The 26132-nt window shown below is 66.7% G+C and carries 28 protein-coding genes and 1 tRNA gene; 9 read left to right on the top strand and 20 right to left on the bottom strand.

Going from position 1 to position 26132, the window contains the following annotated elements; all coding sequences use genetic code 11:
- Window positions 1-8: 8 nt before the first annotated feature.
- Window positions 9-476 (bottom strand): cupin domain-containing protein, encoded by a 468-nt coding sequence (locus OCH7691_RS10035; RefSeq protein WP_085883229.1) that lies wholly within the window; start codon window positions 474-476, stop codon window positions 9-11.
- A 135-nt stretch (window positions 477-611) separates the two neighbouring features.
- Between OCH7691_RS10035 and OCH7691_RS10030 the strand changes: the two genes are divergently transcribed.
- From OCH7691_RS10030 to OCH7691_RS10015, 4 genes are all read left to right on the top strand, one after another.
- Window positions 612-1109, top strand: coding sequence for a pyridoxamine 5'-phosphate oxidase family protein (locus tag OCH7691_RS10030; protein ID WP_085883228.1), 498 nt, complete (start codon window positions 612-614; stop codon window positions 1107-1109).
- A 34-nt stretch (window positions 1110-1143) separates the two neighbouring features.
- Window positions 1144-1740 (top strand): LysE family translocator, encoded by a 597-nt coding sequence (locus OCH7691_RS10025; RefSeq protein WP_085883227.1) that lies wholly within the window; start codon window positions 1144-1146, stop codon window positions 1738-1740.
- A gap of 41 nt (window positions 1741-1781) precedes the next feature.
- A complete protein-coding gene (locus OCH7691_RS10020; protein WP_085883226.1) occupies window positions 1782-2519 on the top strand; it encodes an MBL fold metallo-hydrolase in 738 nt (245 codons plus the stop codon).
- A gap of 64 nt (window positions 2520-2583) precedes the next feature.
- Window positions 2584-3021, top strand: coding sequence for a rhodanese-like domain-containing protein (locus OCH7691_RS10015; RefSeq protein WP_139839609.1), 438 nt, complete (start codon window positions 2584-2586; stop codon window positions 3019-3021).
- A 28-nt stretch (window positions 3022-3049) separates the two neighbouring features.
- Here OCH7691_RS10015 and OCH7691_RS10010 read toward each other — a convergent pair whose 3' ends face one another.
- Together OCH7691_RS10010 and OCH7691_RS10005 are read right to left on the bottom strand one after the other, a co-directional pair.
- Window positions 3050-3580, bottom strand: a complete 531-nt coding sequence (locus OCH7691_RS10010) for an AAA family ATPase (RefSeq protein WP_085883224.1) — start codon at window positions 3578-3580, stop codon at window positions 3050-3052.
- Between the two features lie 77 nt (window positions 3581-3657).
- On the bottom strand, window positions 3658-4530 hold the full coding sequence (locus OCH7691_RS10005; protein WP_176244989.1) for a LysR family transcriptional regulator: 873 nt from the start codon (window positions 4528-4530) through the stop codon (window positions 3658-3660).
- 222 nt (window positions 4531-4752) lie between these two features.
- Here OCH7691_RS10005 and OCH7691_RS10000 point away from each other — a divergent pair, with 222 nt between their 5' ends.
- The 4 genes from OCH7691_RS10000 (at window position 4753) to OCH7691_RS09990 (ending at window position 7556) form a co-directional block, all read left to right on the top strand.
- The gene (locus tag OCH7691_RS10000; protein WP_085883222.1) at window positions 4753-6090 is read left to right on the top strand and encodes a tetratricopeptide repeat protein; all 1338 of its coding nucleotides are present in this window, start codon (window positions 4753-4755) and stop codon (window positions 6088-6090) included.
- 3 nt (window positions 6091-6093) lie between these two features.
- A complete protein-coding gene (locus OCH7691_RS23240) occupies window positions 6094-6249 on the top strand; it encodes a hypothetical protein (RefSeq protein ID WP_176244988.1) in 156 nt (51 codons plus the stop codon).
- 182 nt (window positions 6250-6431) lie between these two features.
- Window positions 6432-6875, top strand: a complete 444-nt coding sequence (locus tag OCH7691_RS09995) for a carboxymuconolactone decarboxylase family protein (protein WP_085883221.1) — start codon at window positions 6432-6434, stop codon at window positions 6873-6875.
- A 189-nt stretch (window positions 6876-7064) separates the two neighbouring features.
- Window positions 7065-7556, top strand: coding sequence for a GNAT family N-acetyltransferase (locus tag OCH7691_RS09990; protein WP_176244987.1), 492 nt, complete (start codon window positions 7065-7067; stop codon window positions 7554-7556).
- A gap of 67 nt (window positions 7557-7623) precedes the next feature.
- Here OCH7691_RS09990 and guaA read toward each other — a convergent pair whose 3' ends face one another.
- The 8 genes from guaA to OCH7691_RS09950 form a co-directional block, all read right to left on the bottom strand.
- Window positions 7624-9171: a glutamine-hydrolyzing GMP synthase gene (guaA, locus tag OCH7691_RS09985; protein WP_085883219.1), complete on the bottom strand. Its 1548-nt coding sequence runs from the start codon at window positions 9169-9171 to the stop codon at window positions 7624-7626.
- 109 nt (window positions 9172-9280) lie between these two features.
- On the bottom strand, window positions 9281-9745 hold the full coding sequence (locus OCH7691_RS09980) for a tetratricopeptide repeat protein (RefSeq protein WP_176244986.1): 465 nt from the start codon (window positions 9743-9745) through the stop codon (window positions 9281-9283).
- Between the two features lie 141 nt (window positions 9746-9886).
- Window positions 9887-11200: an RsmB/NOP family class I SAM-dependent RNA methyltransferase gene (locus OCH7691_RS09975; protein ID WP_085883217.1), complete on the bottom strand. Its 1314-nt coding sequence runs from the start codon at window positions 11198-11200 to the stop codon at window positions 9887-9889.
- Window positions 11201-11224: 24 nt separating this feature from the next.
- Window positions 11225-12685 (bottom strand): IMP dehydrogenase, encoded by a 1461-nt coding sequence (guaB, locus tag OCH7691_RS09970; RefSeq protein WP_085883216.1) that lies wholly within the window; start codon window positions 12683-12685, stop codon window positions 11225-11227.
- Window positions 12686-12797: 112 nt separating this feature from the next.
- On the bottom strand, window positions 12798-13613 hold the full coding sequence (locus OCH7691_RS09965) for a hotdog family protein (RefSeq protein WP_139839607.1): 816 nt from the start codon (window positions 13611-13613) through the stop codon (window positions 12798-12800).
- Entirely contained in the window at window positions 13610-14302 is a 693-nt protein-coding gene (locus OCH7691_RS09960) for a transglutaminase-like domain-containing protein (protein ID WP_217807889.1), read from the bottom strand. Before OCH7691_RS09960 ends, OCH7691_RS09965 begins: the two co-directional genes overlap by 4 nt.
- A complete protein-coding gene (locus tag OCH7691_RS09955; RefSeq protein ID WP_085883214.1) occupies window positions 14299-15099 on the bottom strand; it encodes an RlmE family RNA methyltransferase in 801 nt (266 codons plus the stop codon). The genes OCH7691_RS09960 and OCH7691_RS09955 overlap by 4 nt, the downstream gene beginning before the upstream one ends.
- A gap of 4 nt (window positions 15100-15103) precedes the next feature.
- A complete protein-coding gene (locus OCH7691_RS09950; RefSeq protein ID WP_217807888.1) occupies window positions 15104-16093 on the bottom strand; it encodes a Ppx/GppA phosphatase family protein in 990 nt (329 codons plus the stop codon).
- Window positions 16094-16338: 245 nt separating this feature from the next.
- On the opposite strand from OCH7691_RS09950, the gene OCH7691_RS09945 reads away from it, so the two are divergent.
- Window positions 16339-16412, top strand: a tRNA-Gln gene (locus tag OCH7691_RS09945).
- 135 nt (window positions 16413-16547) lie between these two features.
- Here OCH7691_RS09945 and OCH7691_RS09940 read toward each other — a convergent pair.
- The 9 genes from OCH7691_RS09940 to OCH7691_RS09900 form a co-directional block, all read right to left on the bottom strand.
- Window positions 16548-17327: an SDR family NAD(P)-dependent oxidoreductase gene (locus tag OCH7691_RS09940; RefSeq protein ID WP_085883212.1), complete on the bottom strand. Its 780-nt coding sequence runs from the start codon at window positions 17325-17327 to the stop codon at window positions 16548-16550.
- 85 nt (window positions 17328-17412) lie between these two features.
- On the bottom strand, window positions 17413-18579 hold the full coding sequence (locus OCH7691_RS09935; protein WP_085883211.1) for an ABC transporter substrate-binding protein: 1167 nt from the start codon (window positions 18577-18579) through the stop codon (window positions 17413-17415).
- Between the two features lie 42 nt (window positions 18580-18621).
- A complete protein-coding gene (locus OCH7691_RS09930) occupies window positions 18622-20466 on the bottom strand; it encodes an AMP-dependent synthetase/ligase (protein WP_085883210.1) in 1845 nt (614 codons plus the stop codon).
- Window positions 20467-20476: 10 nt separating this feature from the next.
- A complete protein-coding gene (locus tag OCH7691_RS09925) occupies window positions 20477-21250 on the bottom strand; it encodes an ABC transporter ATP-binding protein (RefSeq protein WP_085883209.1) in 774 nt (257 codons plus the stop codon).
- Window positions 21247-22011: an ABC transporter ATP-binding protein gene (locus OCH7691_RS09920; protein WP_085883208.1), complete on the bottom strand. Its 765-nt coding sequence runs from the start codon at window positions 22009-22011 to the stop codon at window positions 21247-21249. Before OCH7691_RS09920 ends, OCH7691_RS09925 begins: the two co-directional genes overlap by 4 nt.
- Window positions 22008-23084: a branched-chain amino acid ABC transporter permease gene (locus OCH7691_RS09915; protein ID WP_085883207.1), complete on the bottom strand. Its 1077-nt coding sequence runs from the start codon at window positions 23082-23084 to the stop codon at window positions 22008-22010. The genes OCH7691_RS09920 and OCH7691_RS09915 overlap by 4 nt, the downstream gene beginning before the upstream one ends.
- 4 nt (window positions 23085-23088) lie before the next feature.
- The gene (locus OCH7691_RS09910) at window positions 23089-23955 is read right to left on the bottom strand and encodes a branched-chain amino acid ABC transporter permease (RefSeq protein WP_085883206.1); all 867 of its coding nucleotides are present in this window, start codon (window positions 23953-23955) and stop codon (window positions 23089-23091) included.
- 69 nt (window positions 23956-24024) lie between these two features.
- Window positions 24025-25632 (bottom strand): acyl-CoA carboxylase subunit beta, encoded by a 1608-nt coding sequence (locus OCH7691_RS09905; RefSeq protein WP_085883205.1) that lies wholly within the window; start codon window positions 25630-25632, stop codon window positions 24025-24027.
- The gene (locus OCH7691_RS09900) at window positions 25632-26132 is read right to left on the bottom strand and encodes an acyl-CoA carboxylase biotin carboxyl carrier protein subunit (RefSeq protein WP_085883204.1); all 501 of its coding nucleotides are present in this window, start codon (window positions 26130-26132) and stop codon (window positions 25632-25634) included. Before OCH7691_RS09900 ends, OCH7691_RS09905 begins: the two co-directional genes overlap by 1 nt.

Below are 26132 nucleotides of genomic sequence, written 5' to 3'. Positions count from 1 at the left end.
ATCCGCCGTCAGTAAGACGTTCCGTCCTTGTGCCGGAACCGCCAGGCGCCGCCCTCCATGACGGCAATTAGATCGTCGGCAGGATAGCTGACCTCGTCGCCCTCCGAACGATCGCCGATCTCCAGGTAACGGGCCTCGGCCCCCGCGCGGTTCTCGAGATGGTGGGGCGCCTCCCCCGCCTTGAAACCGGCGCACATGCCCGGCCGAAGCAAGGTTTCCGTCGCGCCGGAGACGAGGACCAGTTCGCCCTCGAGAACGTAGATGAACTCGTCCTGGCAGCTGTGCTGATGCTGCAGCGCCGAGGCCGCCCCGGGTTCGAGGATCGTCAGGTTGACGCCGAAATTCGTGAGCCCGAAGACATCGCCAAGCTGGCGCTTGACGCGCCCCCCCATCCTCACCGCGAAAGGGGCCGGATAATTCGACGGCTTCGTCCGCGGCGGCACGGCAGCGGCATCAATTGCGACGACATCAGGCATCTGGGTCACCTCATTAGGTCAGATCTATTGACCTTTCTACGATACAATGCATCATATGTCCATATCGTCGTATTGTTGTTGTCGGAGATATTGTATCATCGACAGGCAATCTGGAGCGCGCCGCGGAGAAGATCGATGCCGATGAACGAAGCGATGCGAAGCGAGATGGACCGGGCCGTGCTCTGCTGGCTCGCCACGGTATCGGCCGACGGCCTGCCCAACGTGTCGCCGAAGGAGATTTTCGCGACGCTGGACGGGAATTCCCTGGTCATCGCCGATATCGCCTCGCCGGCAAGCGTCCGGAATGCCCGGGCAAACCCCAAGGTCTGCGTCGCCATGGTCGACGTTTTCCGCCAGCGTGGCTTCAAGATCACCGGCACGGCGCGAATCATCGGGCCCGGCGAAGCCGATTTCGCGACGCTCGGACGCGACCTGTTGGCGAAGGCCGGCGATGCCTTCCCGATCCGTCACGTCATCCTCGTGCATATCGCCCGCATCTCCCGGATATGGGCGCCGAGCTACAGCCTCTTCCCCGGGCGCAGCGAAGAGGCGCGCATGCAGGCCGCCTATCGCACCTACGGCGTGCAGCCGCACGTCCATGATATTGACTCCGGATCAGACAAATATGTTTGATATTCTCTCACATCTGCGCTGATACAATAGATCGATGGACGAACAGCATCTCGCCTTCCTGATCTTCGTCGCCGCCGCGACCGGCAGCCCGGGCGGCGCGACCACGCTCGCCACCGCGTCCGGCATGCGCTACGGATTGCGGCGCTCCCTGCCCTACGTCGCCGGCGTGGCGGCCGGAATGGGAACGATGGCGGTGGCCTCCGCGCTCGGCCTCGCGGCCCTGCTGATGGCGGTGCCGGCGCTCGAGCTCTCTGTCCGGGTGCTCGGGACGGCTTACCTGCTCTTCCTGGCATGGCGGGTGGCGACCGGCGGCTCGCCTTCCGACGCCGGGCCGGCATCACGGCCGATCGGCCTGTGGGGTGCGGCGGGCCTCGTCTGGTACAATCCGAAGGCCTGGGCCGTGACGATCGGCGCCTCGTCCTCCTTCGCCCATCTTGCCGCGGACCCGGCCGGCCAGGCCGCGCTGATCGGCGGGACCTTCCTGGTCTTCGCCGCCGGTTCCATGCTGCTCTGGTGCTCGACCGGCCACGCCCTCGGGCGCCTGCTGCGCTCGGAACGCCAGTGGCGCCTGCTCAACGCGGTGCTCGGCCTGCTCCTTGCCGCCTCGGTAATCCCGATGTGGACCGGCTGAGGTTCCCCGGCACATCGACACCCCCCATCCGGAGAAAGCAGATGCAGGTCCATTTCATCGGCAGCGGCGACGCGTTCGGATCCGGCGGCAGGTTCAACACCTGCTTCCACCTCAGCGGACGCGAAGCGAACTTCCTGATCGACTGCGGCGCCTCGTCGCTGATCGCCCTCCGGCAGCAGCAGATCGACCTCAATGCCATCCAGTCGATCCTGGTCACCCATTTCCACGCCGACCATTTCGGCGGCCTGCCCTTCTTCATGCTGGACGCGCAGTTCCATTCGCGGCGAACAGCCCCCCTGACCGTGGCCGGCCCGGCCGGGATCGAGGATCGCTACCGCCAGTTGACGGAGCTGATGTTCCCCGGCTCGTCCGCCACCACGCCCCGCTTCCCGCTCCACTTCATCGAGCTCGTGGCCGGCGCCGGCCAACAGGTCGGGGCGCTCGAGGTCGATGCCTTCGAGGTCAATCACGGCAATGCGGGCGGCCCGTTCCACGGCTACCGCGTCACCGTCGAGGGCCGCACCATTGCCTATACCGGGGACACCGAATGGACGGACAGCCTGGTCGATCTCGCCCGCGACACCGACCTGTTCATCGCCGAGGCCTATTTCCACGAAAAGCGGGTGAAACTGCACCTCGATCATGCCAGCCTGACGGCCAATCTCGGACGGCTGGAAGCGCGCCGGATCGTGCTCACCCACATGAGCCCCGACATGATCGGCCGACCGCTCGCGCCGCCTTTCGAGGCGGCCCGCGACGGGCTCCGTATCGCTCTATGACGCATCACGTAACGAATTCCGACGCGACAACCCGCAACGGCTATCGCCAACACTGGAGACCTGCATGAGCATCGTGACGCAAATCCCGCCTGCCCCGGCCGCGCTGGCGCGGGAGCATTTCGGGCGCCGCCTGTCGTTCGAGACCGATTGTGCCGACGTGGCCGAAGCGCTGCGCGTCGGGGAGCCGGATTTCGTCCTGCTCCACGTCGTCGGTTCGGCCACGGCCTTCCGCCGCCGACATGTTCCCGGCGCCCTTCACCTGCCGCACCGCGAGATATCGGAGGCCCGCATGGCGGCATGGCCGATGGACACGCTGTTCGTCGTCTATTGCGCGGGGCCGCATTGCAACGGCGCCGATCGCGCAGCCTACAGGCTGGCGAGCCTGGGCCGGCCGGTCAAGATCATGATCGGCGGCCTGACCGGCTGGGCCGACGAGGGCCTCACCTTCGCCACCGAGCCGGAGCCGGAGCCGGCAGTGTCTGAGCGGACAATCCGCCCCTGATGCCCGCACGCCGCGTCTGACCGGCAGGCTATCGGCAAAGGGCGCCGAGAAGGAAATCGGCACGATCCGCGACCGGCAGCTTCGGCAAGATCACGGGCTCGTAGCCGAGCGCCGCATAGGCGTCGATCAGGCGGTCATACTCGGCGATGGCGGACGCCAGGTTGTGTCGCCGTTCCCCGTCTCTCCGGTAGATCTCCGGCCAGGGCGGGGTGAAGAATACGCGGCGGTGATAGCGGTGCGCCGCCCCCAGCGCGACCGGGGCCGGCTCCCCGGTCGCATGTTCGAGGGCGGCGGCGGCGTCGATCAGGCCGCGATCGAAGAAGACCGGGGACGGCCCGGCGGGCACGGTCGCGCGGTCCGCGAGCGCGACCTCGGCGGCACGCCGCGCGAAGGCGGCCATGTCGAGCCACGGCAGCGCGACACCCCCTGCCCGGGTCTCCTCCGCGACAATCCGCCGGCCCGGTTCCTCGACAACGGCATGGCCACGTCGGGACAATTCGGCGAGCAGGGTCGACTTCCCGCCGCCCGAGCAGCCGGTTATGACAATGTATCGCTGCAAGTCAGCTTCGACCCGGTCCGGAATCGCCATCAACCAGCCGTGCGCAGCAGACAGCGGCACGCCGCGCGCCCGGGAAACTAGCCTTCCGCACGTTCGGCGGCATCGCCCGCCACGGCGGCGAGCAGCGCCTGCTCCAACGCATCCACCGCTGCGGACTTCTTCATATGGGCTTTCTCGAGCCGGACGGACAATCGTGCAAGTGGCGGGAAGCCGTCGCGCTCGGTCAGTTCGCGCATCTCCCCGGTCACGCTGCTGCGCATCATGGCGCTGGCGGCAAGGCCGGAGCCAACCGCGCCTCTCAAACCGGTCATGCTGCGCGCAAGGACGACAATCCGGTAAGGGCGCGCCAATTCCTCCAGTCGTGTGCGCATATGGCTGGCGTAGCTGTCTTGGTCGTCGTCCCACACTGCGATGGGTAACGGATCCCGAAGATGAACATCCCCGCTGCGTGAAGTGACCCACACCATCTCGTCCACAAAGGCTGTCGGTCCCCCCGACATCGGCCCCTCGTCCTCCGTCACGAAGGCCAGATCCACAGAGCCTTCGGCCAGCCGCTTGACCAGCGCGCGCGACTCATCGATCACGATATCGACCGAAGCCAGCGGAAAGAGCGCGCCAAAGGCCTGCAGAGTCGGCACAAGAACCCGCGGTGCATAATCGTCCGGCATGCCGATCACGAAAACGCCTTCGACGGTCGCCCTGTCGAAGGAAGCCAGGGTTTCGCTGACAGCAGCCAGGATACGGCGCGCATTCGGACCAAGCATCACGCCGTGCTCGGTCAGGACCACTCCGGGCGACCCGCGCTGGAACAGCGGTCGGCCCAACGATCCTTCCAGCCGCTTCATTTGCAGACTGACGGCGGATTGCGTGCGGCCGACCTGACGTGCGGCCGCCGTGAAGCTCTTCGTATCGCAGATGGCGACAAAAGTCCTGAGCAGGTCCAGATCCATGACTGTCCATGAGCAACGCAAATAGCGGCGATTGAAACTACTCGTTGGATTGGCCGCTTGCGAGGATTTATTGCCTGCCTCGTCTGCAGCTTCGGCGACGGGAATTGACGGACCGGTCAATCTCGACCTCGAAACCGTCAGACAATCCGCCGGACCCATGGCCGGTCCACCGATTGTTTGCGGGCAGCGAACCTTTAGATCCAATGGAAGGAAACAGCGATCATGATGATCGATGCGCAAGGCAATGAACTAACCGGCGCCACCGCCGAGGCCGCGGACCTTTACGAGGCGGCCGTCAATGCCTTCAACATCTACCGTGGCGATCCCGTTGCCCTGGCGGACCGCGCCATTGACGCCGCCCCGGAGTTCGCGATGGCGTACATCCTCAAGGCGTACCTGTTCGGTCTCGCGACCGAGCCCGAGGCGACGACCATGGCAAAGGCCACCCTGGGCACGGTGAAGGCGCTTCGCCTGTCTGATCGCGAAGCGTCCCATGTCGTCGCTCTGGACCTCCTGCTCGCTGGAGAATGGACCGCGGCGGCAATCGCTCTCGACCGTCATAACGCGGACCATTCGCGTGACATCGTGGCGTTGCAGTCGGGCCACCTGATGGATTTCTACCGCGCCGGAACGCGCGGCCTGCGTGACCGGATCGGGCGCGTGCTACCGAAGTGGTCGGCGGATACGCCCGGCTACTCGATCCTGCTCGGGATGCTTGCTTTCGGCCTGGAGGAGACCGGCGACTACCGGAGGGCTGAAGACGTCGGCCGCCAGGCACTGCACCTCCAGCCGCTCGACTGCTGGGCCCACCATGCGGTCGCCCATGTCATGGAGATGCAGGGTCGCGCCGAAGACGGCCTCGGCTGGATGATCGCGCGTGAGCCGCACTGGTCGGGAGATGACAACTTCTTCCAGGTGCACAACTGGTGGCACCGCTCGCTCTGCCATTTCGAACTCGGCCAGGCCGACGCGGTCCTGGCGCTCTATGACGGGCCGATCAGGCAGGATCGCAGCCAGGTCGCACTCGACATGGTCGATGCCTCGGCACTGCTCTGGCGGCTGCACCTGTCAGGCCACGACGTCGGCGACCGTTGGCAGGAACTGGCATCCGCCTGGGACAGCCATGCGGACGGCCGCACCTATCCGTTCAACGACTGGCATGCGGCGATGGCCTATCTGGGCGCCGACCGCCACAAGGATGTCGATCGCATCCTCACTGCGTACCGCGCTGGCGCGGCGACATCCGAGGCGGCGACGTGGGGCACACGGACCGCCCTGCCACTGGTCGAAGGCTTTGCGGCGTTCTGGCGCGGCGACTACCGGACGGCGGCAGACCTGCTGCACGGTGCGCGTTTCATCGCCAATTCCTTCGGCGGCAGCCACGCCCAGCGCGACATCATCGACTGGACGCTGACGGAAGCGGCATTGCGAGGGAACATGACCGGCATGGCCGAAGCTCTCGCCAGTGAGCGCCTGGCACTGAAGCCTCACAGCCCTGTCAACAGGTCCTTCCTGAACCGTGCCCGCGCGAACGCGGCACCGGAACAGAGGGCGGCCTGAACGATGGTGACGATCCTGCTATCGATGTTCGGACGCTGGCGGGCCGCGATCAGGCGGCATCGCGCCGAACGCGAACTGAGGTTCTTCGAGTTCGACGACTATCTCCTGAGGGACATCGGGCTCCGACGAACGCGACCGGAGGTCGAGCGCCGGCTCTAGCGCATCGACGAACGCCTCGGCCGATCATGGCCGAACAAGGCGGGCGGGTGCCGTCAGGTGCTCGCCCGTCGACCGGCACGGCCCGATTCTCCTGCCGGAGGGTCGGGTCTGCGGGGCAGACACCGAAGCTGTCCGGCCCCATTCCCATACCTATGAAACCAGCAATCTGAAAGTCGCGAACAATGAAACTCTTCCAGACTCGCGCCGTGCTCACCGCAGCATCCATCGTCGCCTTCGGAGCCTCGATTGCGGCGGCCCAGGACAGGCCGTCCCTCGAGGAAACCTACAAGGATATCGAGGCGGTCTACGGCGTGACCCCCGAATACATGAAGGTCTATCCCAAGCAGGGCATCGCGGCCGCCTGGGAACTCACGAAGTCCCTGGAAGTCGAGAAGGGCGCACTCGATCCGAAAATCAAGTCGCTGATCAACATCGCCGTCGCCGCGCAGATCCCGTGCCGGTACTGCATCTGGCTCGACACCAGGTTCGCCCGCGAACTCGGCGCGACGGACGAGGAGATCGCGGAAGCGGTGGCCCAGGCCGGGCTGACCCGGCACTGGAGCGCAATCCTCAACGGCATGCAGATCGACTTCGAGACCTTCAAGGCCGAGTTCGGCGGTGACTGACACGAAGCCTTCGGCAACCCCGCCGGGACCAGCCCGGCGGGACCGAATTTCTGATCCCGGCGGATCGAACGAAGCGTTCGGGCAAACCGCGAACCGTCTCGCGCAGGAAAGACCATGTCGACTGAAACAACCGCATTCCATCACGTCATCCGGCTCGCCCACCCGGCCGACATCCCGGCGATACGGGCCATGCAGGAACGCTCGATCTGGGAGATCGGCGGCGCGTTCTACAAATCCAACGAGATCGCCAACCTCCTCGCTCTGTGCGGAACGATGGACGATGCCGTGGTCGGAGAAGGACATTATCTCGTGGCCGAGGACCGTCACGGCGCGATCCTCGGAAGCGGCGGCTGGTCTCGTTCGCGGCCGGGCTATGCCGATGCGACCGCCGCCGACGATGCGGCTCCCGGCGTGGCGATCGTCCGCAGCGTGTTTGTCGATCCCGCCGCCACGCGCTGCGGCATCGCTTCGGCGATCATGTCGCGGACCGAACGGGACGCCCTCGAACATGGTGTCGATACGCTCCAACTGACTGCCACGCTCTCCGGCGTCGCGCTTTACGAGGCGTTGGGCTATCGAACCGAAGCGGCCATGGAGCTGACGTTCGCGGATCAGTCCCGGTTCAAGTGCGTCAGGATGCAGAAGTCGCTGGCGAAAACGCAGAACAGATCAGCGGCCTGAGCGATGCCGATTCAATGGCGGCCTGGCGGACGGCTGCAGCAGAAGCCAACGATCGGAACGGTGCGGATCACTCCCACTCGATCGTTCCAGGCGGCTTCGAGGTGACGTCGTAGACGACCCGGTTGACGCCGCGCACCTCATTGATGATGCGGCTGGAGACGCGGCCGAGGAAGGCATGGTCGAAGGGGTAATAGTCGGCCGTCATGCCGTCGGTCGAGGTCACGGCGCGGAGCGCGCAGACATATTCGTAGGAGCGTTCGTCGCCCATCACGCCCACGGTGCGCACCGGCAGCAGCACCGCGAAGGCCTGCCAGATGGCGTCGTAGAGGCCGGCCTTGCGGATCTCGTCGAGATAGATCAGGTCCGCCCGGCGCAGGATCTCCAGCCGCTCCCGGTCGATCGCGCCGGGCAGCCGGATGGCAAGCCCCGGGCCCGGGAACGGATGGCGGTCGACGAAGTCGGCGGCAAGCCCGAGCTCGCGGCCAAGCTCGCGCACCTCGTCCTTGAACAGCTCGCGGAGCGGCTCGACCAGCGCCATGTTCATCCGTTCCGGGAGACCGCCGACGTTGTGGTGCGACTTGATGGTGACGCTCGGGCCGCCGGTGAAGGAAACCGATTCGATGACGTCCGGGTAGAGCGTGCCCTGGGCGAGGAAGCGGGCGCCGCCGATCTTCTTCGCCTCTTCCTCGAACACGTCGATGAAGGTCGAGCCGATGATCTTCCGTTTCTTCTCCGGGTCGGCCACCCCTTCGAGCCGGTCGATGAACAGGTCGGCGGCATCGCGATGGACGAGCGGGATGTTGTAATGATCGCGGAAAAGGCTCACCACCTGCTCCGGCTCGCCGGCCCTGAGCACGCCGGTATCGACGAACACGCAGGTAAGCTGGTCGCCGATCGCCTCGTGCAGCAGGACCGCGACGACGGAGGAATCAACGCCTCCCGACAGGCCGCAGATCACCCGCTCCTTGCCGACCTGTTCACGAACCCGGGCAATCGCCTCGTCGCGAAAGGCGGCCATCGTCCACTCGCCCTCGCAACCGGCAATCCTGCGGGCGAAGTTCCCGATCAGGCGGGCCCCGTCGGGCGTGTGCATCACCTCGGGGTGGAACTGCACGCCGTAGAGCCGGCGGCGCTCGTCGGCGATCGCGGCGAAGGGCGCGTTGTCGGATGTCGCGACGACCTCGAAACCGTCCGGGATCGCGATCACCCGGTCGCCGTGGCTCATCCAGACCTGGTGACGCTCGCCGGCCTGCCAGACGCCGTCGAACAGCGCGCAGTCGCGTTGGATATCGACGAAGGCCCGGCCGAACTCGCGATGGTCCGCGGCCTCGACCCGGCCGCCGAGCTGGGCGCACATCGCCTGCTCGCCGTAGCAGATGGCAAGGACGGGCACGCCGAGTTCGAAGGCCATGGCCGGCGCTCTGGGCGTGGTGTCGAGGGTGACCGAGGCCGGGCCGCCGGACAGGATGACGGCCACCGGCGGGGCTTCGCGGAGCGCCGCTTCGGCGTTCTGGAATGGGACGATTTCACTGTAGACGCCGCATTCGCGCACACGCCGCGCGATGAGTTGGGTCACTTGAGAGCCGAAATCGACGATCAGGATGCGTTCGTTCATGCGGGCATTTAGCAAGCTGCCCGCCGGCTGTCCAGCCGAATTCCGCCACGCCCCGAAGGTCGCCCCGGCGGGGCGGCTATCGGGTCACCCCGCGGGGCCGGGGCCGCCGCTAGTGAGTCGCCTTGTAGGCGGCGATCCGTTCCTTGAGCTCGGTATACTCGGCGCAGCCGAAGGTGCAGATCTTGTCGAGCCGGGCCAGGTGGGACTCGGCCTCGGCCAGCTTGCCGGTCTCCAGATAAGCCTCGCCGATATATTCGTGGGCCGCCTTGTGGTCCGGCTCGAGGCTCAGCGCCTTCTCGTAATAGGCGAAGGCATTCTCGAAATCGCCGATCTTTCGGCTCGCGAAGCCGAGCAGGTTGTAATAGTCGGCATTGTCGTCACGCTTGGCGACGGCCTGCTTCAGATGCTCGATCGCGTCCGCGTAGCGGCCGGCATCGACCGCCTCCTGCGCCGAGGTGAAGTCAGCATCGTTGTTGCCGGGTTTGGCGCTGCCCATCGCGGCGGCGCCCGAGGCGGCGCCCGCCACGATCCAGGCCGAGGCCAGGGCGGCGGTCAGGAAACCAGTCACGCGCATCGTTCTCTCTCCGGTCGGTGTCGATTGCGATAGAATTCGCCCGCCCGCCCCGAATGGCAAGGGCGCATGACCGTCGCCCGGCAATTCCTCGCGAATCTGTGACCGTCGCCGCATTGGCGCCCGTGTCCCCCCGGTCGCTGCTCAGGCGCGCTCGAAGGCGGCGACGAAGAAGCCGTCGGTGCCGTGGACATGGGGCAGCAGGACCAGCGCCGCGCCATCCTCGCCGGACCCTTTGAGCCCGGTTTCCGCCAGCCAGTCACCGTCGAGCGGCCGCGGCCGGAAGTCCGGGTTTGCAGCGAGAAAGGCGGCGACGACCGCCTCGCCTTCCACCGGGAACACCGAGCAGACCGCGTAGAACAGCCGCCCGCCCGGACGAACCAGGGCCGATGCGCGGTCGAGCAGGGCCGCTTGGCGGGTCGCCTGGCGCTCGACGTCGGCCGCCTCTAGCTGCCAGCGGGCGAACGGGTTGCGTCGCCAGGTGCCGCTGCCCGAGCAGGGCGCGTCGACCAGCACCAGGTCGGCGCGGCCCGCGAGATCGGCCGGCAGCGGTTCGCCCGACCGGTCGTCCTCGGCGGCGATCCGCCGGGTCTGCAGGTTGCGGATACCGGCCCGGTCGGCCCGCTTCTTCAGTTCGCCGAGCGCGCGGGCATCGATGTCGAAGGCGTGGATCTGCCCCTTGTTGGCCATCGCCGCGGCAAGCGCCAGGCTTTTGCCGCCGGCCCCGGCGCAGAAATCGACGACCTGCTCGCCCGGCCGGGCGGCGCAGGCGAGCGCACAGAGCTGGGAGGCCTCGTCCTGGACCTCGACCAGCCCGCGCCGATAGGCGGGACTGGCGCCAAGCGCGGCCCTGCCGGCAACCAGGCCGAGGGGCGAGCGTGCCATCGGCGTGGTCTCGATCCCCTCCTCCGCCAGCGCGGCGGCCGCCTTCTCGCGGGACGCCTTCAGAAGATTGACGCGCAGGCCGAGCGGCGCGCGTTCGCCGTAGGCCGCCATCGCCTGACCGAGGTCGGCGCCGAAGCGGGCGCGAAGCGGCGCCTCCATCCAGTCCGGATAATTGTCGCGCGCCCAGCCGGGCATCGCCTCCGCCGCCGGGCCGGTCAGCCCGTCGAGGCCGTCGAGCAGCGCCCGGTCGTCGGCATCAAGGGCCGCCGGCGTATAGCGTTCGCCGGAGAACTGGCTTTCCAGCAGCGACCGCTCGTCGCCTTCCGCATGGCGCTGGGCCAGCACCAGCGCGCGGCCGTCCGGCGCCCGGCCGAGACGGTCGAGACGCCAGCGCAGGCGGCCGAGATCGCGGCCGACCGCGAACAGCGCATCGCCGATCCAGTTGCGATCCTTGGAGCCGATGAAACGGCGCTCGCGGAAATAGCGCTGGGCAACGCGGTCGGCGGGCAGGGCCGCGCCCTGCACCCCGTCCAGCAGCTCGATGAGCGCGGCCAGCCGCGCGGCGGGGATCATCCGGCCGTCACCCTCGGGCCGGGCTCAGGACTGGCGATAGTTCGGCGCCTCGCGGGTGATCGTGATGTCATGAACATGGCTCTCGCGCAGGCCCGCATTGGTGATCTGCACGAAGCTGCAATTGCTCTGCATGTCCTTGATCGTGGCGTTGCCGGTATAGCCCATCGCCGCCTTCAAGCCGCCGACGAGCTGATGGATGACGGCGCCGGCCGGGCCGCGATAGGGCACCTGGCCCTCGACCCCTTCCGGCACCAGCTTCAGGTTGTCGGTCACCTCTTCCTGGAAATAGCGGTCGGCGGAACCGCGCGCCATCGCGCCCAGCGAGCCCATGCCGCGATAGGACTTGTAGGAACGGCCCTGGTAGAGGAAGACCTCGCCCGGGCTCTCGTCGGTGCCGGCCAGCAGCGAGCCGACCATGACGCAATCGGCGCCGGCGGCGATCGCCTTGGCGACATCGCCGGAATTCTTGATGCCGCCGTCGGCGATCACCGGGATGCCGCGGGCGCGGCAGGCCTCGGCGCAATCGAGAATGGCGGTGAGCTGCGGCGTGCCGACGCCGGCGACGACGCGGGTCGTGCAGATCGAGCCCGGCCCGATGCCGACCTTGACCGCGTCGGCCCCGGCATCGATCAGCGCGCGCGCGGCCTCGGCCGTCGAGACATTGCCGCCAACCACCTGGGAATAGTTGGACAGGCCCTTGATCGCCGAGATCGCCTTCAGCACGCCGGCCGAATGGCCATGCGCGGTATCGACCACGATCAGGTCGGCGCCGGCCTCGATCAGCGCCTCGGCGCGGGCCAGGCCGTCCTCGCCGACGCCGGTCGCGGCGGCGACGCGGAGCCGGCCATGCTCGTCCTTGGCGGCGTTCGGGAACAGCGTCGCCTTCTCGATATCCTTGACCGTGATCAGGCCGATGCAGCGATGGGCATCGTCGATGACCAGCAGCTTCTCGATGCGGTGCTGGTGCAGCAGGCGCTTGGCCTCGGACTGGCTGACCGCCTCGGGCACGGTGACCAGGTTGTCCTTGGTCATCAGTTCGCGAACCGACTGGCTCATGTCGGTGGCGAAGCGGACATCGCGGTTGGTCAGGATGCCGACCAGTTGGCCGCTGTCCGACTCGGTCACCGGGATGCCGGAAATCCTGTGCCGGTCCATCAGTGCCAGCGCGTCCGACAACGGCCGTTCCGGGCTGATCGTCACCGGGTTCACGACCATCCCGGCCTCGAACTTCTTGACCGCGCGGACCTCCGAGGCCTGCTCGGCGATCCCGAGATTCTTGTGGATCACGCCGATGCCGCCAGACTGCGCCATGGAAATCGCCATGGCATGTTCGGTTACGGTGTCCATCGCGCTGGAAATCAGCGGCACACCGAGGCGGATCGAACCGGTCAGGTTGACGGAGGTGTCGGCGTTGGCGGGCAGCACCGACGAGGCGGCGGGCTGCAAAAGGACATCGTCGAAAGTCAGCGCCATACGGACTTGCATGCAAATCACCTCTCAGGGAATTTGCGCGCAGTTTATGGCATGGAAGTTGACGACCGGCCAGCATCAATTGGCCGCCGAATGGCAGCCATGCGCATCGCCGATGGCTGGCGGCTCAGGCGACGCCGCGCGGTGCGTAGATCGCGGTGTGGCGGGCCGCGATGAGCGGCCGGCCGCCGTCGGAAAAGAGCGCGACGTCCAGGGTCACGAAACGGTGCCCCTTGCGCTCGAAGGTGCCGACCACCCGGCCCCGGGTCAGGATCGCCTCGCCGTCGCGAACCAGGCCGAAATGACGGACCTCGCTCTCGACATGGATCCAGGGGCCGAGGCGGACATTCAGCTTCAGGATGTCGTTGGCGCGGCGGATCAGGAAGCCGGGGTGCGCGACCCCTTCCCGGCGGTAGAGCGGCTGCGCGTCGCGCACGGCGTCCAGGTAGGCCGGCGCCTCGGCCGCCCGGAAGATCTCGGACAGGCTGCCGAGGATCGCGCCCGCCGGCAGGCTGGCCTCGCTCGCCGGCGGCGGGTCGGCCGGCAGCGGCGCCTCCGGATAGTCGGCGATCACCGGCGCGACCCCGACCCCGTCCGGCAGGATGGCGCGCCCGGTGGCGCAAACCCGGCCGGTCGATTCCACGCTCAGTTCCACGGTTTCGTCGCCGACCGCGCTGCCGCTCACGGTGACCGTCTCGCCGTCGTAGACCGGCTCGCGGAAGCGCGCGAAGATCGTCCCCCGCCGCAGCCATTCCAAGCCCCAGGCAGCGACCGGCAGTTGCGTCATGTAGGCATGGACGTCGACGCCGGGCACGAGGCCGCCGCGAAAGCCGAACTTTCGGGCGACGGAATCGTCGTGGATACGGTTCTCCGATTCGGTGGCCGTGTTGAAGGCGACGAGGCTGACCGGCGCCCAGCGGCCCACCGGCCTGGCGGCGGTCAACCGGCCTGCCCGGCGGCGCGCCGCTCGGCCTCCGCCTCGGCGGCGAAGTCGCCCGCCGTCTGGCCCGCGACGATGCGCGGATAGACCTCGCGGAAGGTCTCCATGATCGCCTCGAGCGGCACGTCGTCGAAGCTGCCGCGATCGTTCAGATATTCCATGTGGCGCCTGCCCTCCTGATCGAAGGGGTGAAACAGCGAATCGTCGCTGCCGTCGAATTCCAGCGGCCTGATGCCGAATTTCTCGCAGAGCCCGATGTTGAAGGCCGGCGTCGCCTTGACCCAGCGGCCTTCCAGGTAGAGCGCCGTGTAACCGTGCCAGTAGAAGACGTCCGTCCCCATCTGCTCGGTCAGCCGCTCGGTCGCGATGTGGTTCTTCACGTCCGCGTAACCGACCCGGGCCGGAATGCCGGCATGGCGGGCGACCGCGGCGAGCAGCGCCGCCTTGGAGACGCACCAGCCGACGCCGCGCTCGACGCAGCGCGAGGCACTGAGCCCCCGCACCGAAAGCTCGATGGTGTAGGGATCGTAGCGGATCCGGTCGCGCACCGCGTAGTAGAGCCGGACCGCGCGGTCGGTGGCATCCCGGGCGCCGGCCGTCGCCTCGTCGGCAAACGCGGCGACCTTCGGCTCGTCAAGATCCAGAAACGCCGTCGGCTCCAGGTCCGCCGGCACCGGCTCGTTGTTCGTCACGCCCCGCTCTCCTCGTCTCGTCCGGCATCGTCGTTGCCGCTGTCATTGTCGTCCTGCCGGTCGCTCGCGCTGGCGCCGGGCTTGCCGCGGAAGCCCAGTGCCACAACGTATGTTTCCGCCGAATCGGCCCGGCTCGCCTCCGGCTTGGCGTGGCGGACCTCGCGGAAATCCTGTTTCAGCAACTTCAGCAACTGGTCCTCGGTGCCGCCCTTCAGCACCTTGGCGATGAAGGCGCCGCCCGGCGCAAGCACCTTGCAGGCGAAATCGAAGGCGAGTTCGCAAAGCGCGATGATCCGCAGGTGATCGGTCGGCCGGTGCCCTGTCGCCGACGCGGCCATGTCGGAAATCACCGCATCGACCGGTCCGTCGATCAGCGCGAGGACCTTTTCCTCGGCCCCCTCGGCGGTGAAGTCGAGCTTCAGGAACCGGGCGCCGGCAAGCGATTCCATCTCCAGGATGTCGATGGCGATGACATCGCCGCCGCCCTCGCCTTCGCCCTTGTCGGCGCCGGTCCGGGCAATCGCCACCTGGGTCCAGCCGCCGGGCGCGGCGCCCAGGTCGACGACGCGGGCACCCGGCTTGAGGATCTGGAAACGGTCGTCGAGCTGCAGCAGCTTGAAGGCCGCCCGCGAACGATAGCCCTGTCGCCGCGCCTCGGCGACGAAGGGATCGTTGAGCTGGCGCTGCAGCCAACGCTTCGAGGAGATCTTGCGCCCCTTCGCGGTCTTGACCCGGGTCGCCAGCCCACGCCCGCCGAACCGGGTCGATGAACGCCCGCCCTTGCCGTCATTCGCCATGTTGTCAGACCGTCGGTACCGCGCCGTTGCGCATGAGTTCGAAAAGAATGCCCTCGCGGACGCCCCGGTCGGCGACACGCAGCCGCTTGGCCGGCCAGAGCCGGTGCATCGCCTCCAGGATGGCGCAGCCGGCGACCACCAGGTCGGCGCGCTCGCGGCCGATGCAGGGATGCCGGCGGCGAAGCTCGTAGTCGCTGGTGGCGAGCCGCCGGCAGATCCCGATGATGGTCGGGAAATCGATCCACAGGCCGTCGACACGGGAGCGGTCATAGCGGGCCAGGTCGAGATGGATGCCGGCCAGCGTGGTCACCGTGCCGGACGTGCCGAGGACCTGCAGGCCGCCGTCGCCAAGGGTCGCGGCGACCTCGTGCTCCGCCTCGAAGGCGCGCAGCACGGGCATGATCTCTTCCTGCATCGCCCGGTAGGCCTCGGCATCGATCGCGTAGCCGCCAAAGCGCTCGGACAGCGTGACCACGCCGTGCGGCAGCGACAGCCACGCCTTCAGCGTCGCGCCTCCGGCGTCCTGGCGGAGAAACATCAGTTCGGTACTGCCGCCGCCGATGTCGAAGACCAGCGCATGGCCGTTCTCCGGGTCGAGCAGCGGCGAACAGCCGTCGAGCGCCAGCTGCGCCTCTTCCCGCGTCGTGATGACGTCGAGTTCGAGGCCGATTTCCTTGCGCACCCGTTCGATGAAGGCGGCGCTGTTGCCGGCCCGTCGGCAGACCTCGGTGGCGACGGCGCGCAGATGGGTCACCCGGTTGCGGCGAATCTTCGACATGCAGATGCGGAGTGCCGCCAGCGTCCGGTCGATCGCCTCGCGCGACAGGTCGCCGCCATCGCCGATTCCCTCGCCAAGCCGGACGATCCGGGAAAAGGCGTCGATGACGCGGAACCCGCCGGGTTCGGCGCAGGCGATCAGCAGGCGGCAGTTGTTGGTGCCGAGATCGAGCGCCGCATAGACCTCGCGCCGGGTATCGGCCGAGCGGATTTCCACCCCCGAATCCTGCGATCGCGACGCCACGTCCATCCGACTGAATACTCCCGACCTGTCCGGTACCTGTTCCTGACGGCTCCCGCCATGGATCCGCGCCAGTGGGCGCCGACCGTCACCGTCATCGCGATGAAACATAGCAGCATTCGTTGACGCGCAAAACCGACGGAGCGTGATTGACATTCTCCGGCGGTATTGCTAGACGGATCGCCTTCGCGCGGGCAAAGGTTCGGTCCCGCGCCGAGGGATGGGGCGTGGCCAAGCGGTAAGGCAACGGGTTCTGATCCCGTGATCCCAGGTTCGAATCCTGGCGCCCCAGCCATCCCCCGGTTTTCATCGATGAATTTGCAACGCCACCGCGCGCCGTCATGCAGATGCCTGTGCGCGCACGCAGGCAGGCGTCCGGCGGGCCCGGTCACCTGCAGCGATTTCGAAGGTTTCGGAGGCAATCGGGACGTCAGGCGGCCGAGATGCCGCCGGTGACGCTGATCGTCTGGCCCGTCAACCGGGCTGCCTCATCGGAGACGAGGAAACAGGCAAGATTGGCGATGTCGTCGGCGGTGGCGACACCGAGGCTGGCCATCTGCTCGGCCTTGGCGAACAGGCGGCGGCTGAATTCGTCTTCCTGGAGCCGGTCGTAGAGAGGCGTGCCGCGCACGATGCTCGGCGTGATGCAATTCACCCGAACGCCGTCCCGTTTCGCTTCTATCGCCATGCCGCGGCAGAACATGGCGATCGCCGCCATGGCAGCGCCGACAAGGCTCTCCCCGGGGGTCGCGACCTTGCAGGCATCGGAGGCGAAGCAGACGATGGCACCCGTCCCCTGCGCCTTCATGACCGGATAGACGGCCCGCGCCGGCACGATCACGCAGCCGGCAATCGCCCCGATCACCGACATCACCTCGGCCGTCGGAATATCCTTCAGCAGCTTCGGCAGGACGTCGCCGCCTGCGCTGCTGACGAGCGCGTCGATTCCGCCGAGCGATCGCGCGGCTTGCGCCATCGCCCGTTCCGTCGCCTCGGCCTCGCCGGCGTCGCAGCGGATGAAGGTGACATGCACCTCCGGAAAATCCGCGGACAGCCGGTCCCGTGCGGCCTCTCCCCGCTCGGGAGAACGCCCGAACAGCGCCAGGCCACGCGTCCCCGTGGCGAGAAGCCGACGCGCAGTGGTCAGCCCGATTCCGGCGGTTCCGCCGACGACCACCACGCGCTCAGGCGCCCGGCGTGTCTCGCTCATGGCAATCCCGTCATGGCTCGCAATTCTCCTGTTCGGGGATACGGAACGCGGCGCGATCGGGTCGAGCCGATCGCGCCGCAACCCGTCAGAAGGGCAGGCTCTGGCTTACCACGACCCACTTGCCGTCCCGCACCTGGGAGAGCACGGAATACTGGGCGCCGTAATGGGTCGCGCCCTTGAAGGACACTTCGGGTCCGCCGAAGGGATCGTTGTAGCTCTCGATCGAATCGAAGGCGGCGATGAAGCTGTCGACCGTGAGATCCTTCCCGGCCTTCTCCAGCGCCTTCACGGTGACATCGGCCATGGTGTAGCCGATCACTGCCTGCGCAGAGGGGTTCGCCCCGAAACGCGCCTTGTAGTCCTGATACCATTCATAAACATGCGGAGCGCTGTCCTTGGCCCCCTCGAAATCGATCAGGTGGAACGGCGCCGCGGTATAGAAGCCCTCCATTGCAGCGTTCTCGGCGACCGGCGGGACCAGCGAGCCGAGACTGGAAATCACCGGGACGTCCCAACCGGCACCGCGGACGGTCGTGTAGATCTGCGTCGCGTCACGGCTGACCGAGCCGATGAAGAGCGCTTCACAGCCCGAATTGCGGAGCTGCAGGACGGCCGCCGTGAATTCGGTTTCGGTCGGCTTGTGACGACCGAAGGCGGTGATTTCGAGGCCGAGGGTCTCGGCCGCCATCTTGATGCCGCTTTCGACCTCGGTACCGTAATCATTGGCCATGACCTGATAGCAGATCTTCTTGACGCCCTTGGTCTCCGCGAAATAGCGGACGGCGCCGCGCATCGTGTCACGGTCGTTCAGCAGGTAGGGCTTCTTCAGCGGATATGCCGGCTCGGACATCGAGAGGCCCGCCGACAGCGGGAAGATGTACGGGAATCCGGCATCGAGGGTCCGCTTCATGATCGCGTTGTTGGGCGGCGTGCCAAGATTGGCCACGAAAGCGAAAACCTCGTCCGAGGTCATCAGCTTGGCGGCCGCCTGGACCGCCATCGGGATCTGGTACTGCATGTCCTCGACGATGAAGTCGATCTTGCGGCTATTGATGCCGCCGTTCTCGTTGACCTCCTCGTAGCGCATCCGCTGACCGTTGGTCGCGGCGACGCCCCAACTGGCAAGCGGTCCGGACAGATCAGTGACGGTGCCGATCTTGATGGTATCGTCCGTCACGCCGCGCGTCTCGGCGCTCACGGACTGGACGCCGAGCGCGACGACCCCGCTCAGCAGGAAAGCAAACAACTTCATAACGTTCCTCCTCCGTATTGGAGATGCGGCCCGGGAAGGTCCTCAGGCATACATCTCGTCGATCAGTTTCTTGTATTTCTGGCTGACGACGTTGCGCTTGAGCTTCATCGTCGGGGTCAGTTCCTCGTCCTCCGCGGTCAGCAGAATGTCGATCAGGCGAAACCGTTTGACCTGCTCGACCGAGGAAAAGCGCTTGTTGACGCCGGCGATTTCCTGCTCGATCAGCGAGACGATCTCCGGGCGCGCGCACAGCGAGCGGTAATCCGTGAACGGGATGCCGCGTGTCTGGGCGAAATGCTCGACATTCTCCTTGTCGATCATGATGAGTGCGGTCAGGAATTTCCTGCGGTCGCCGATCACGACGCTGTCGGAGATGTAGGCCGAGTATTTCAACTCGTTCTCGATCTGGCTCGGCGTGATGTTCTTGCCGCCCGCCGTGATGATGATGTCCTTGATGCGGTCGGTGATGCGTAGACTGCCGTCCGTGTCGACGACGCCGACATCGCCGGTATGGACCCAGCCGTCGACGATGGTCTCGGCCGTTTTCTCGGGCTGGTTGAGATAGCCCGAGAACTGGCCGTCCGAGCGGATCAGGATCTCGCCGGTTTCCGCGATCCGGATATCGACGCCGGGCAGCGTGAGGCCGACCGTCCCGGGTCGGAAACTTCCCGAACGGGTAATCGTCGCGATACCGGTTTCCGTCTGGCCGTAGAGTTCCGCGATCGGCAGGCCGATCGCCAGGTACCAGCGCAGCAGGCTCTCGGAAATCGGCGCCGCGCCCGAAACCATGAAGCGGGCCCGGTCGAGACCCAGAAGCTGCTTGATGTTCCGGAATACCAGCAGGTCCGCGAGACGGAACAGCAGTGCGTCGAACGCCGCCGGCTGCTTTCCGGCGATCAGCGCATCGGCGCGGCGGTAACCGACGGCAAGCGCGGCGTCGTAGAGCTTGCGCCCGATCCAGGTCGCCTCTGACATCAACGTCACGACCCGGGAATAGGATTTCTCCCAGATCCTCGGCACGCCGAAGATCACGGTCGGCGACAGTTCCTGGAGATTGGCGGGCACCGAGGCCGGGCTTTCCGCGAAGTTGATCGTCGCCCCGGTCGTCAGTGGCAGGGTGAGCGAGAACAGGCGCTCGGCGAGATGGCAGAGCGGCAGATAGGTCAGGATCTCGTCATCGGGCCCGAGCGGATAATGATCCGGCGTCGCCGTCATCTGGTGGATCAACATCCGGTGCGGGATCATGGCGCCCTTCGGCTGACCCGTGGTACCGGAGGTGTAGACGATGACGGCGGTCTCCTCCGGCTCGCCCGCCGCCGCGATCGCCTCGACCTCGCCGGGATTGGCATCCCATGCCGTGCGTCCGGCTTCGAGCAGCGCATCGCACGGCTTCACCAGGCGATCGCTAAAGCCCCGCAGGCCCTTCGGATCGAAAAAGAAGACGCCGGCGATGTCGGGCAGCGAGTCGCGGACGGCGAGGAACTTGTCGAGTTGCTCCTCGTTCTCCACGAAGAGAAAACGCGTGCGGCTGTCGGTCAGACAATATTGCATCTGTGGCGCCTGCAAGGTCGGGTATATGCCGCTGACGACACCGCCGGCCAGCATTACCCCCATGTCGACCCAGACCCACTCCTTGCAATCTTCGGAAAGGATGCTGACCACGTCGCCCTTCTGCAGGCCGAGCGCGCGCAGGCCATGGGCGACGCGCATGGCGCGGTCGTGGAACTCGCGCCAGCTGTAGCTCTGCCAGAGCCCGAAGTCCTTCTCCCGCATGGCGACCCGGTCGCCGCGTTCGGCCGCCTTCTTCAGGAACAGCTTGGGCGTCGTGTCGCAGCCGTCGATCCGGTGGATGGTGAGCGGCCGCGTGGGAATCGTGTGCTGCGTCATCGCCGCGCCCTCATCGCCATGTCTTTCGCTTCTTCCAGCGCCGCGTGCCGCGGACGCCGGTTTCCTTCTGACCGAGATAGAATTCCTTGATGTCGTCGCTGCGGGCCAATTCGGCGGATGGGCCGTCCATGACGATGCCACCCACTTCCATCACGTAGGCACGACGCGAGGTCTCCAGCGCCACCGCGGCATTCTGCTCGACCAGCAGGATCGTCAGCCCCTCCTCCTCGTTCAGGCGGCGGATGATGTGGAAGATCGACTGGACGAGGACCGGCGAGAGCCCGAGGCTGGGTTCGTCGAGAACCATCAGCCTCGGTCGCGACATGTATCCGCGCGCGATCGCCAGCATCTGCTGCTGCCCGCCCGAGAGATAGCCGGCCAGCTTGCCGGCATTCTCCTTCAGCGCCGGGAAATACCGGTACATCGTCTCCAGGTCGGCGGAGATGGTGTCGCCGTCGGAGCGTCGATAGGCACCGAGCATCAGGTTGTCCCGCACGCTCAGGAAGGGAAAGACCTCGCGCCCCTCGGGCACGTGGGCCAGTCCCTGGGCGGCGACCCAGTTGGGATCGCGGTTCTGGATGGCCTTGCCTTCGAGGAGGACGTCGCCCTTGCGGCAGTTGAGCGCGCCTGAGATCGTCTTGAGCAACGTCGTCTTGCCCGCGCCGTTGGCGCCCAGCACAGCCACGATCTCGCCCTGCCGCACCTCCAGGCTGACGCCGCAGATCGCCATGATGGGGCCGTAATAGGTCTCGAGATTGCTGACCTGGAGCATCGCCTCGGTCATGCGACTCCTCCCAGATAGGCTTCCTGCACGGCCGGGTGGCCGCGCACCTCTTCCGGCGACCCGAGCGCCAGCACGCGGCCGTTGTGGAGCGCCAGCACGCGGTCGGCCATGCGGTTAACGAGGCCCATGTCATGCTCGACCATGACCAGGGTGACGCCGAGATCGGCCCGGATGTCCTCGAGCCAGAAGGCCAGATCGTCGGTTTCCTCGTGGTTGAGGCCCGAGGCCGGTTCATCGAGTAGTAGCAGGCTCGGCTCCGAGCAGAGCGCCCGGGCGATCTCGACATTCTTGCGGGCGCCGTATGGCAGGTCGCGGATCCGCTCGTAGCGCAGATGGGCAAGGTCGAGAAGGTCGATCACCTGCTCGACCTTGAGCCGCGCGTCATGTTCTTCGCGCCGCTGCGCGGGCGGAAAGATCATCTCGCGCAGCAGGTTCCGGCGCATCCTGTGGTGCCGGCCGACCAGCAGGTTGTCGAGCACCGTCGCATTCTCGAAGAGCTCGATATTCTGGAAGGTGCGCGCCACGCCGAGCCCGGTGATCTGGTGCGCCCGGTAGCGCAGGAGGTCGGCGTCGCCATAGCGGATGGCGCCGCCGCTCGGCTCGTACAGCCGGCTGATGAGATTGAAGACGGTGGACTTGCCGGCGCCGTTCGGCCCGATCACGGCGAAGATCTCGCCCGGTTCGACACTGAAGGAGACATCCTCCACCGCCAGCAGCCCGCCGAAACGGATCGACAGGTTCTCGACGACAAGTCTGCTCATCGCATCCGCTCCGTCTTCACGTAGCGCTTCTGCCGCTCGAAGGAATCCGCGCGATAGTAGGGAAAGGTCTCGATAAAGCGCCGGATCTTGGTCCATCGCCCCGCCATTCCGGTCGGCTCGAATAGGATGAACAGGACGATGATCAGGCCGAAGACCAGCGGCTCGAGACCGGCCTGCTCGCTGATCGCCGACGGCAGCAGGTCGCGCATGCCGCGTATGATGAGCGGCAGGATCATGATGAACGTCGCCCCGAGTATCGGTCCGAGCAGCGTCCCGAGCCCGCCGACCACGATCATCAGCAGCAGGCGCAGGGATTCCATGACGCTGAAGGTCTCGGGCGAGAGATACTGGAGATGATGCGCGAGCAACGCGCCCGCCAGGCCGGTGATCCCGGCGCTCAGCGCGAAGGACAGGATTTTCGTCCGGGCGATGTCAACGCCGAGACAGCGGGCCGAGAGCTCGGAATCGCGGATCGCCACGAAGGCGCGCCCTGTCGGCCCGCGTAGGACGTTCGCGGCCGCCAGCAGGACCACTACCAGGAAGGCCAGATCGACGTAATACTGCCGCCAGCCGCTCCCGAAATCGAGACCGAACAGCTCGAATGCCGGCACGAACATTCCGGCGTAACCACCGGTCATGCCTTCCCATTCACCCAGCAGGGTCTCGAACAGAACGGCGAAGACCAGGGTCGCGATCGCAAGGTAGAAACCGTGCATCTTCGAGGCCGAGCGCCCGAGCACGGCGCCGATCACGGTGGAGATCGCGACCGCGCACGGTAGCGCCAGTCCGAACGGCACACCCTTCGACATGAGGATGGCATGGGCATAGGCGCCGAGCCCGAGGAAGGCGGCATGGCCGAAGCTTACCTGGCCGGTGAAGCCGGTCAGCATCATCAGGCCGACCCCGGCGATCGCATAGACCATGAGCAGGCCGAGTTGCGAGAGGATGTAGCTTCCGACGAGCAGCGGGGCCGCGATCGCGAGCGCCAGCGCAAGGCCGACCCGCAGCAGTTCGGCCCGGTGGGGCAGATGATCGATGTCCTGGTCGTAGCTGGTCTTGAAGAGTATCTGCATCGTCTCAGACCTTCTTGGCGAAGGTTTGCGCGATGAGCCCGTCGGGGCGCACGAACAGTACCGCGAGCATGATCACGTATGCCGACACCCCCTTGAGGGTCGGCACGAAAAGGTCGGCGAACGGTTCGATGACGCCGATCAGCAGGCAGCCGAGCAGCGCCCCGGGAATCGATCCGAAGCCGCCGATGATCGCGCCGGCCAGCGCCTTGAGGCCGAGCGCGCCGATACTGGTGTCGACCTGGGTAAAGGGGGCATTGAAGATCCCGGCCACCGCGGCGATGACCGCGCCGAGCGCCCAGACGAGCGACACCACCCGCTTGACCGGAATTGCCATGTAGTAGGCGGCGAGCTGGTTCTGGCTGATCGCCTGCATGGCGATGCCGAGCTTGCTGCGGGAGAAGAACAGGAAAAGCGACCCGCAGAGGACGAGGGTCACGGCGACGACCGCCAGGCGGTTGGCCTGCAGCGTGAAGCCCGCGAACTCGATCGAGCCGGTCAGGTAGGCCGGGAACGGGACCGGCTGCCACCCCCAGATCATGCCGGCGAGCGCGCGGAATATGAAGCCGAAGGCGACCGTGACGATGAACACGCTGGCCTGGCTTTCACCGATGATCCGTCGCATCACCAGCGCGTCGAGCAGGAAGCCGACGACGGCCATCGCCAGCAGGGCGCAGACGATGCCGAGCCAGAACCCGAACAGGGCGATCAGCGGGATGGCGGCGAAGGCGCCCAGCATCATGAACTCGCCATGGGAGAAGTTCACGATCTCGGTCGCCTTGTAGATCAGGACGAACCCGAGGGCCACGAGCCCGTAGGCGCACCCCTGGCTCAGGCCGATTACCAGCAGGTTCACATAATCCTGGATGGACATCGATCCCCCTTTCCTAGCCGTGCGCCGCGTCGGAACCGGCCGGAGAGCCGGACTGTCGAGGACAGCCGTTCACAAGCGGAAAACGCCATACCCGGGCTCTCCCAGCGGTGCGTTCAGCGAGGCGGTGATCGCCATCCCGAGCGCGTTTCGTGTATCGACGGGATCGAGCAGCCCGTCGTCCCAGATCCGGGACGTCGCGAAGTAGGCCGAGAGCTGGTGTTCGTAGGCGCGGCGCGTTTCGTCGCGCACCCCGTCGAGCACCGCCTGGTCGATCTCCTCGCCGTTGCGCCGCATCTGCGCCGCCTTGACCTCGACCAGCGTGTTGACCGCCTGCTCGCCGCCCATCGTGCCGACCTGGTAGGTCGGCCAGCCGAACAGGAAGCGCGCATCGAAGGCCCGCCCGCACATGCCGTAATTGCCGGCGCCGTAGGAGCTGTTGCACATCACGGTGAATTTCGGCGTCCGCGAGCAGCTCTGCGCCATGATCATCTTGGCGCCGTCCTTGGTGATCCCGGCCCGCTCGTAGTCGCGTCCGACCATGTAGCCGGTGATGTTTTGCAGGAAGACGAGCGGCGTCTCGTTCTGATTGCAGAGTTCGATGAAATGGGCGGCCTTCAGGGAGGAATCGTTGAACAGGACCCCGTTGTTGGCAATGATCCCGACCTTCCAGCCCCAGATGTTCGCGAAGCCGCAGACCAGCGCCGTGCCGTAATTCGGCTGGTATTCGTGGAAACGGCTGCCGTCGACCATCCGGGCGATGACCTCGCGCATGTCGAAGACCGCCTTCGGGCTGTCGGGCAGGATCCCGTACAGTTCCTCGGGATCGAAATAGGGATCCTCGATCGGATCGCGCTGGCAGGCCCATTTCGGCTGGCGCCGCCATTGCGAGACGATCTCCCGGCCGATCGCGATCGCCTCGTCCTCGCTGGCCGCGTAATAGTCGCAGGTGCCGGAGACCGAGGTATGCATCTCGGCGCCACCGAGTTCCTCGACGCCGACCTCCTCGCCGGTCGCCGCCTTCACAAGCGGTGGGCCACCGAGGAACACCGCCCCGGTTCCCTTGACGATCACCGAATAGTCCGACAGGGCCGGCACATAGGCGCCGCCCGCGGTGCAATGGCCGAAGACGAGCGAAAGCTGCTGCACGCCCAGTTTCGACAACTGGCACTGGTTGCGGAAGATCCGCCCGGCCATGTGGCGGTCGGCGAAAAGATCGGATTGCAGTGGCAGAAAGCCGCCGGCGCTGTCGCAGAGATGCACGACCGGCAGCCGGTTCTCGAGCGCGATGTCGAGCAGGCGGACGATCTTCTTGATCGTCAGCGGATACCAGGCGCCGCCCTTGACCGAACTGTCGTCGGCGCGGATCGCGACCTCGCGCCCCGCAATGATGCCGATACCGGTGATCGCGCTGGCGCCAGGCGCCTCGCCGTCATAGTCCATGTTGGCGGCGAGCGTCGAGAGTTCGAGAAACGGCGTGCCGGGATCCAGCAGTTTCTCCAGCCGCTCGCGCGGTCGCATCTTGCCCTGCCGTTCGAGCCGCGCGAGATCGCGCTCGGGCCGGTCGTAGCGTGCGGCCTGCTGACGGGCGCGGAAGTCCTCCACGATGCGACGGTAGTGGGCATCGTTGCGGCGGAAATCCGGATCCGTGGTGGAAATCGACGAAACTATTCTACGCATTACTCGGCAGCCTCTACGGATTCCAGAACGGCGAGCACATCGCCCTTGTCGAAGGTCTGGTCCTGCCGGGCCACGATCCGGGCGATCCGCCCGCCGCGCTGCGCGGTCAGGTTCATTTGCAGTTTCATGCTCTCGATGGTGAGCACCGTGTCGCCCGCCGCGACTTCGTCGCCCGCTGCGCGCGCGAGGCGGACCACCACCCCAGGCATCGGCGCCACGATCTCGTCGGCGTTGCCGCCGCCGGCTCCGGCGGCGTCGCGCGGGTCGGGAATCTCGACACGGAAATGTCGCCCGGCGCAGCGCACGTAGACCGCCCCGCCGTCCGCTGCCGCTTCGTAGGCGACCTGCCGGTCGTCGACGAGAAGGCGCGCGCCGGCACCATCCGGCATCGCCGGGCCCAGCCGGTGCAGCCTGCCGTCGAGGCGAACGACCAATTCGGGTGTCCGCGACACGATGTCGAGTTCATGGTCAGCGCCGTCGAGGCGCAGCTGGATCACCAT

Origin of the sequence: Oceanibacterium hippocampi (genome assembly GCF_900172325.1) — a bacterium.
GTDB classification, from domain to species: Bacteria; Pseudomonadota; Alphaproteobacteria; order Sneathiellales; family Sneathiellaceae; genus Oceanibacterium; species Oceanibacterium hippocampi.
The sequence above is the reverse complement of the archived record's forward strand: the minus strand, read 5'-3'. Positions and strand labels throughout refer to the sequence as shown.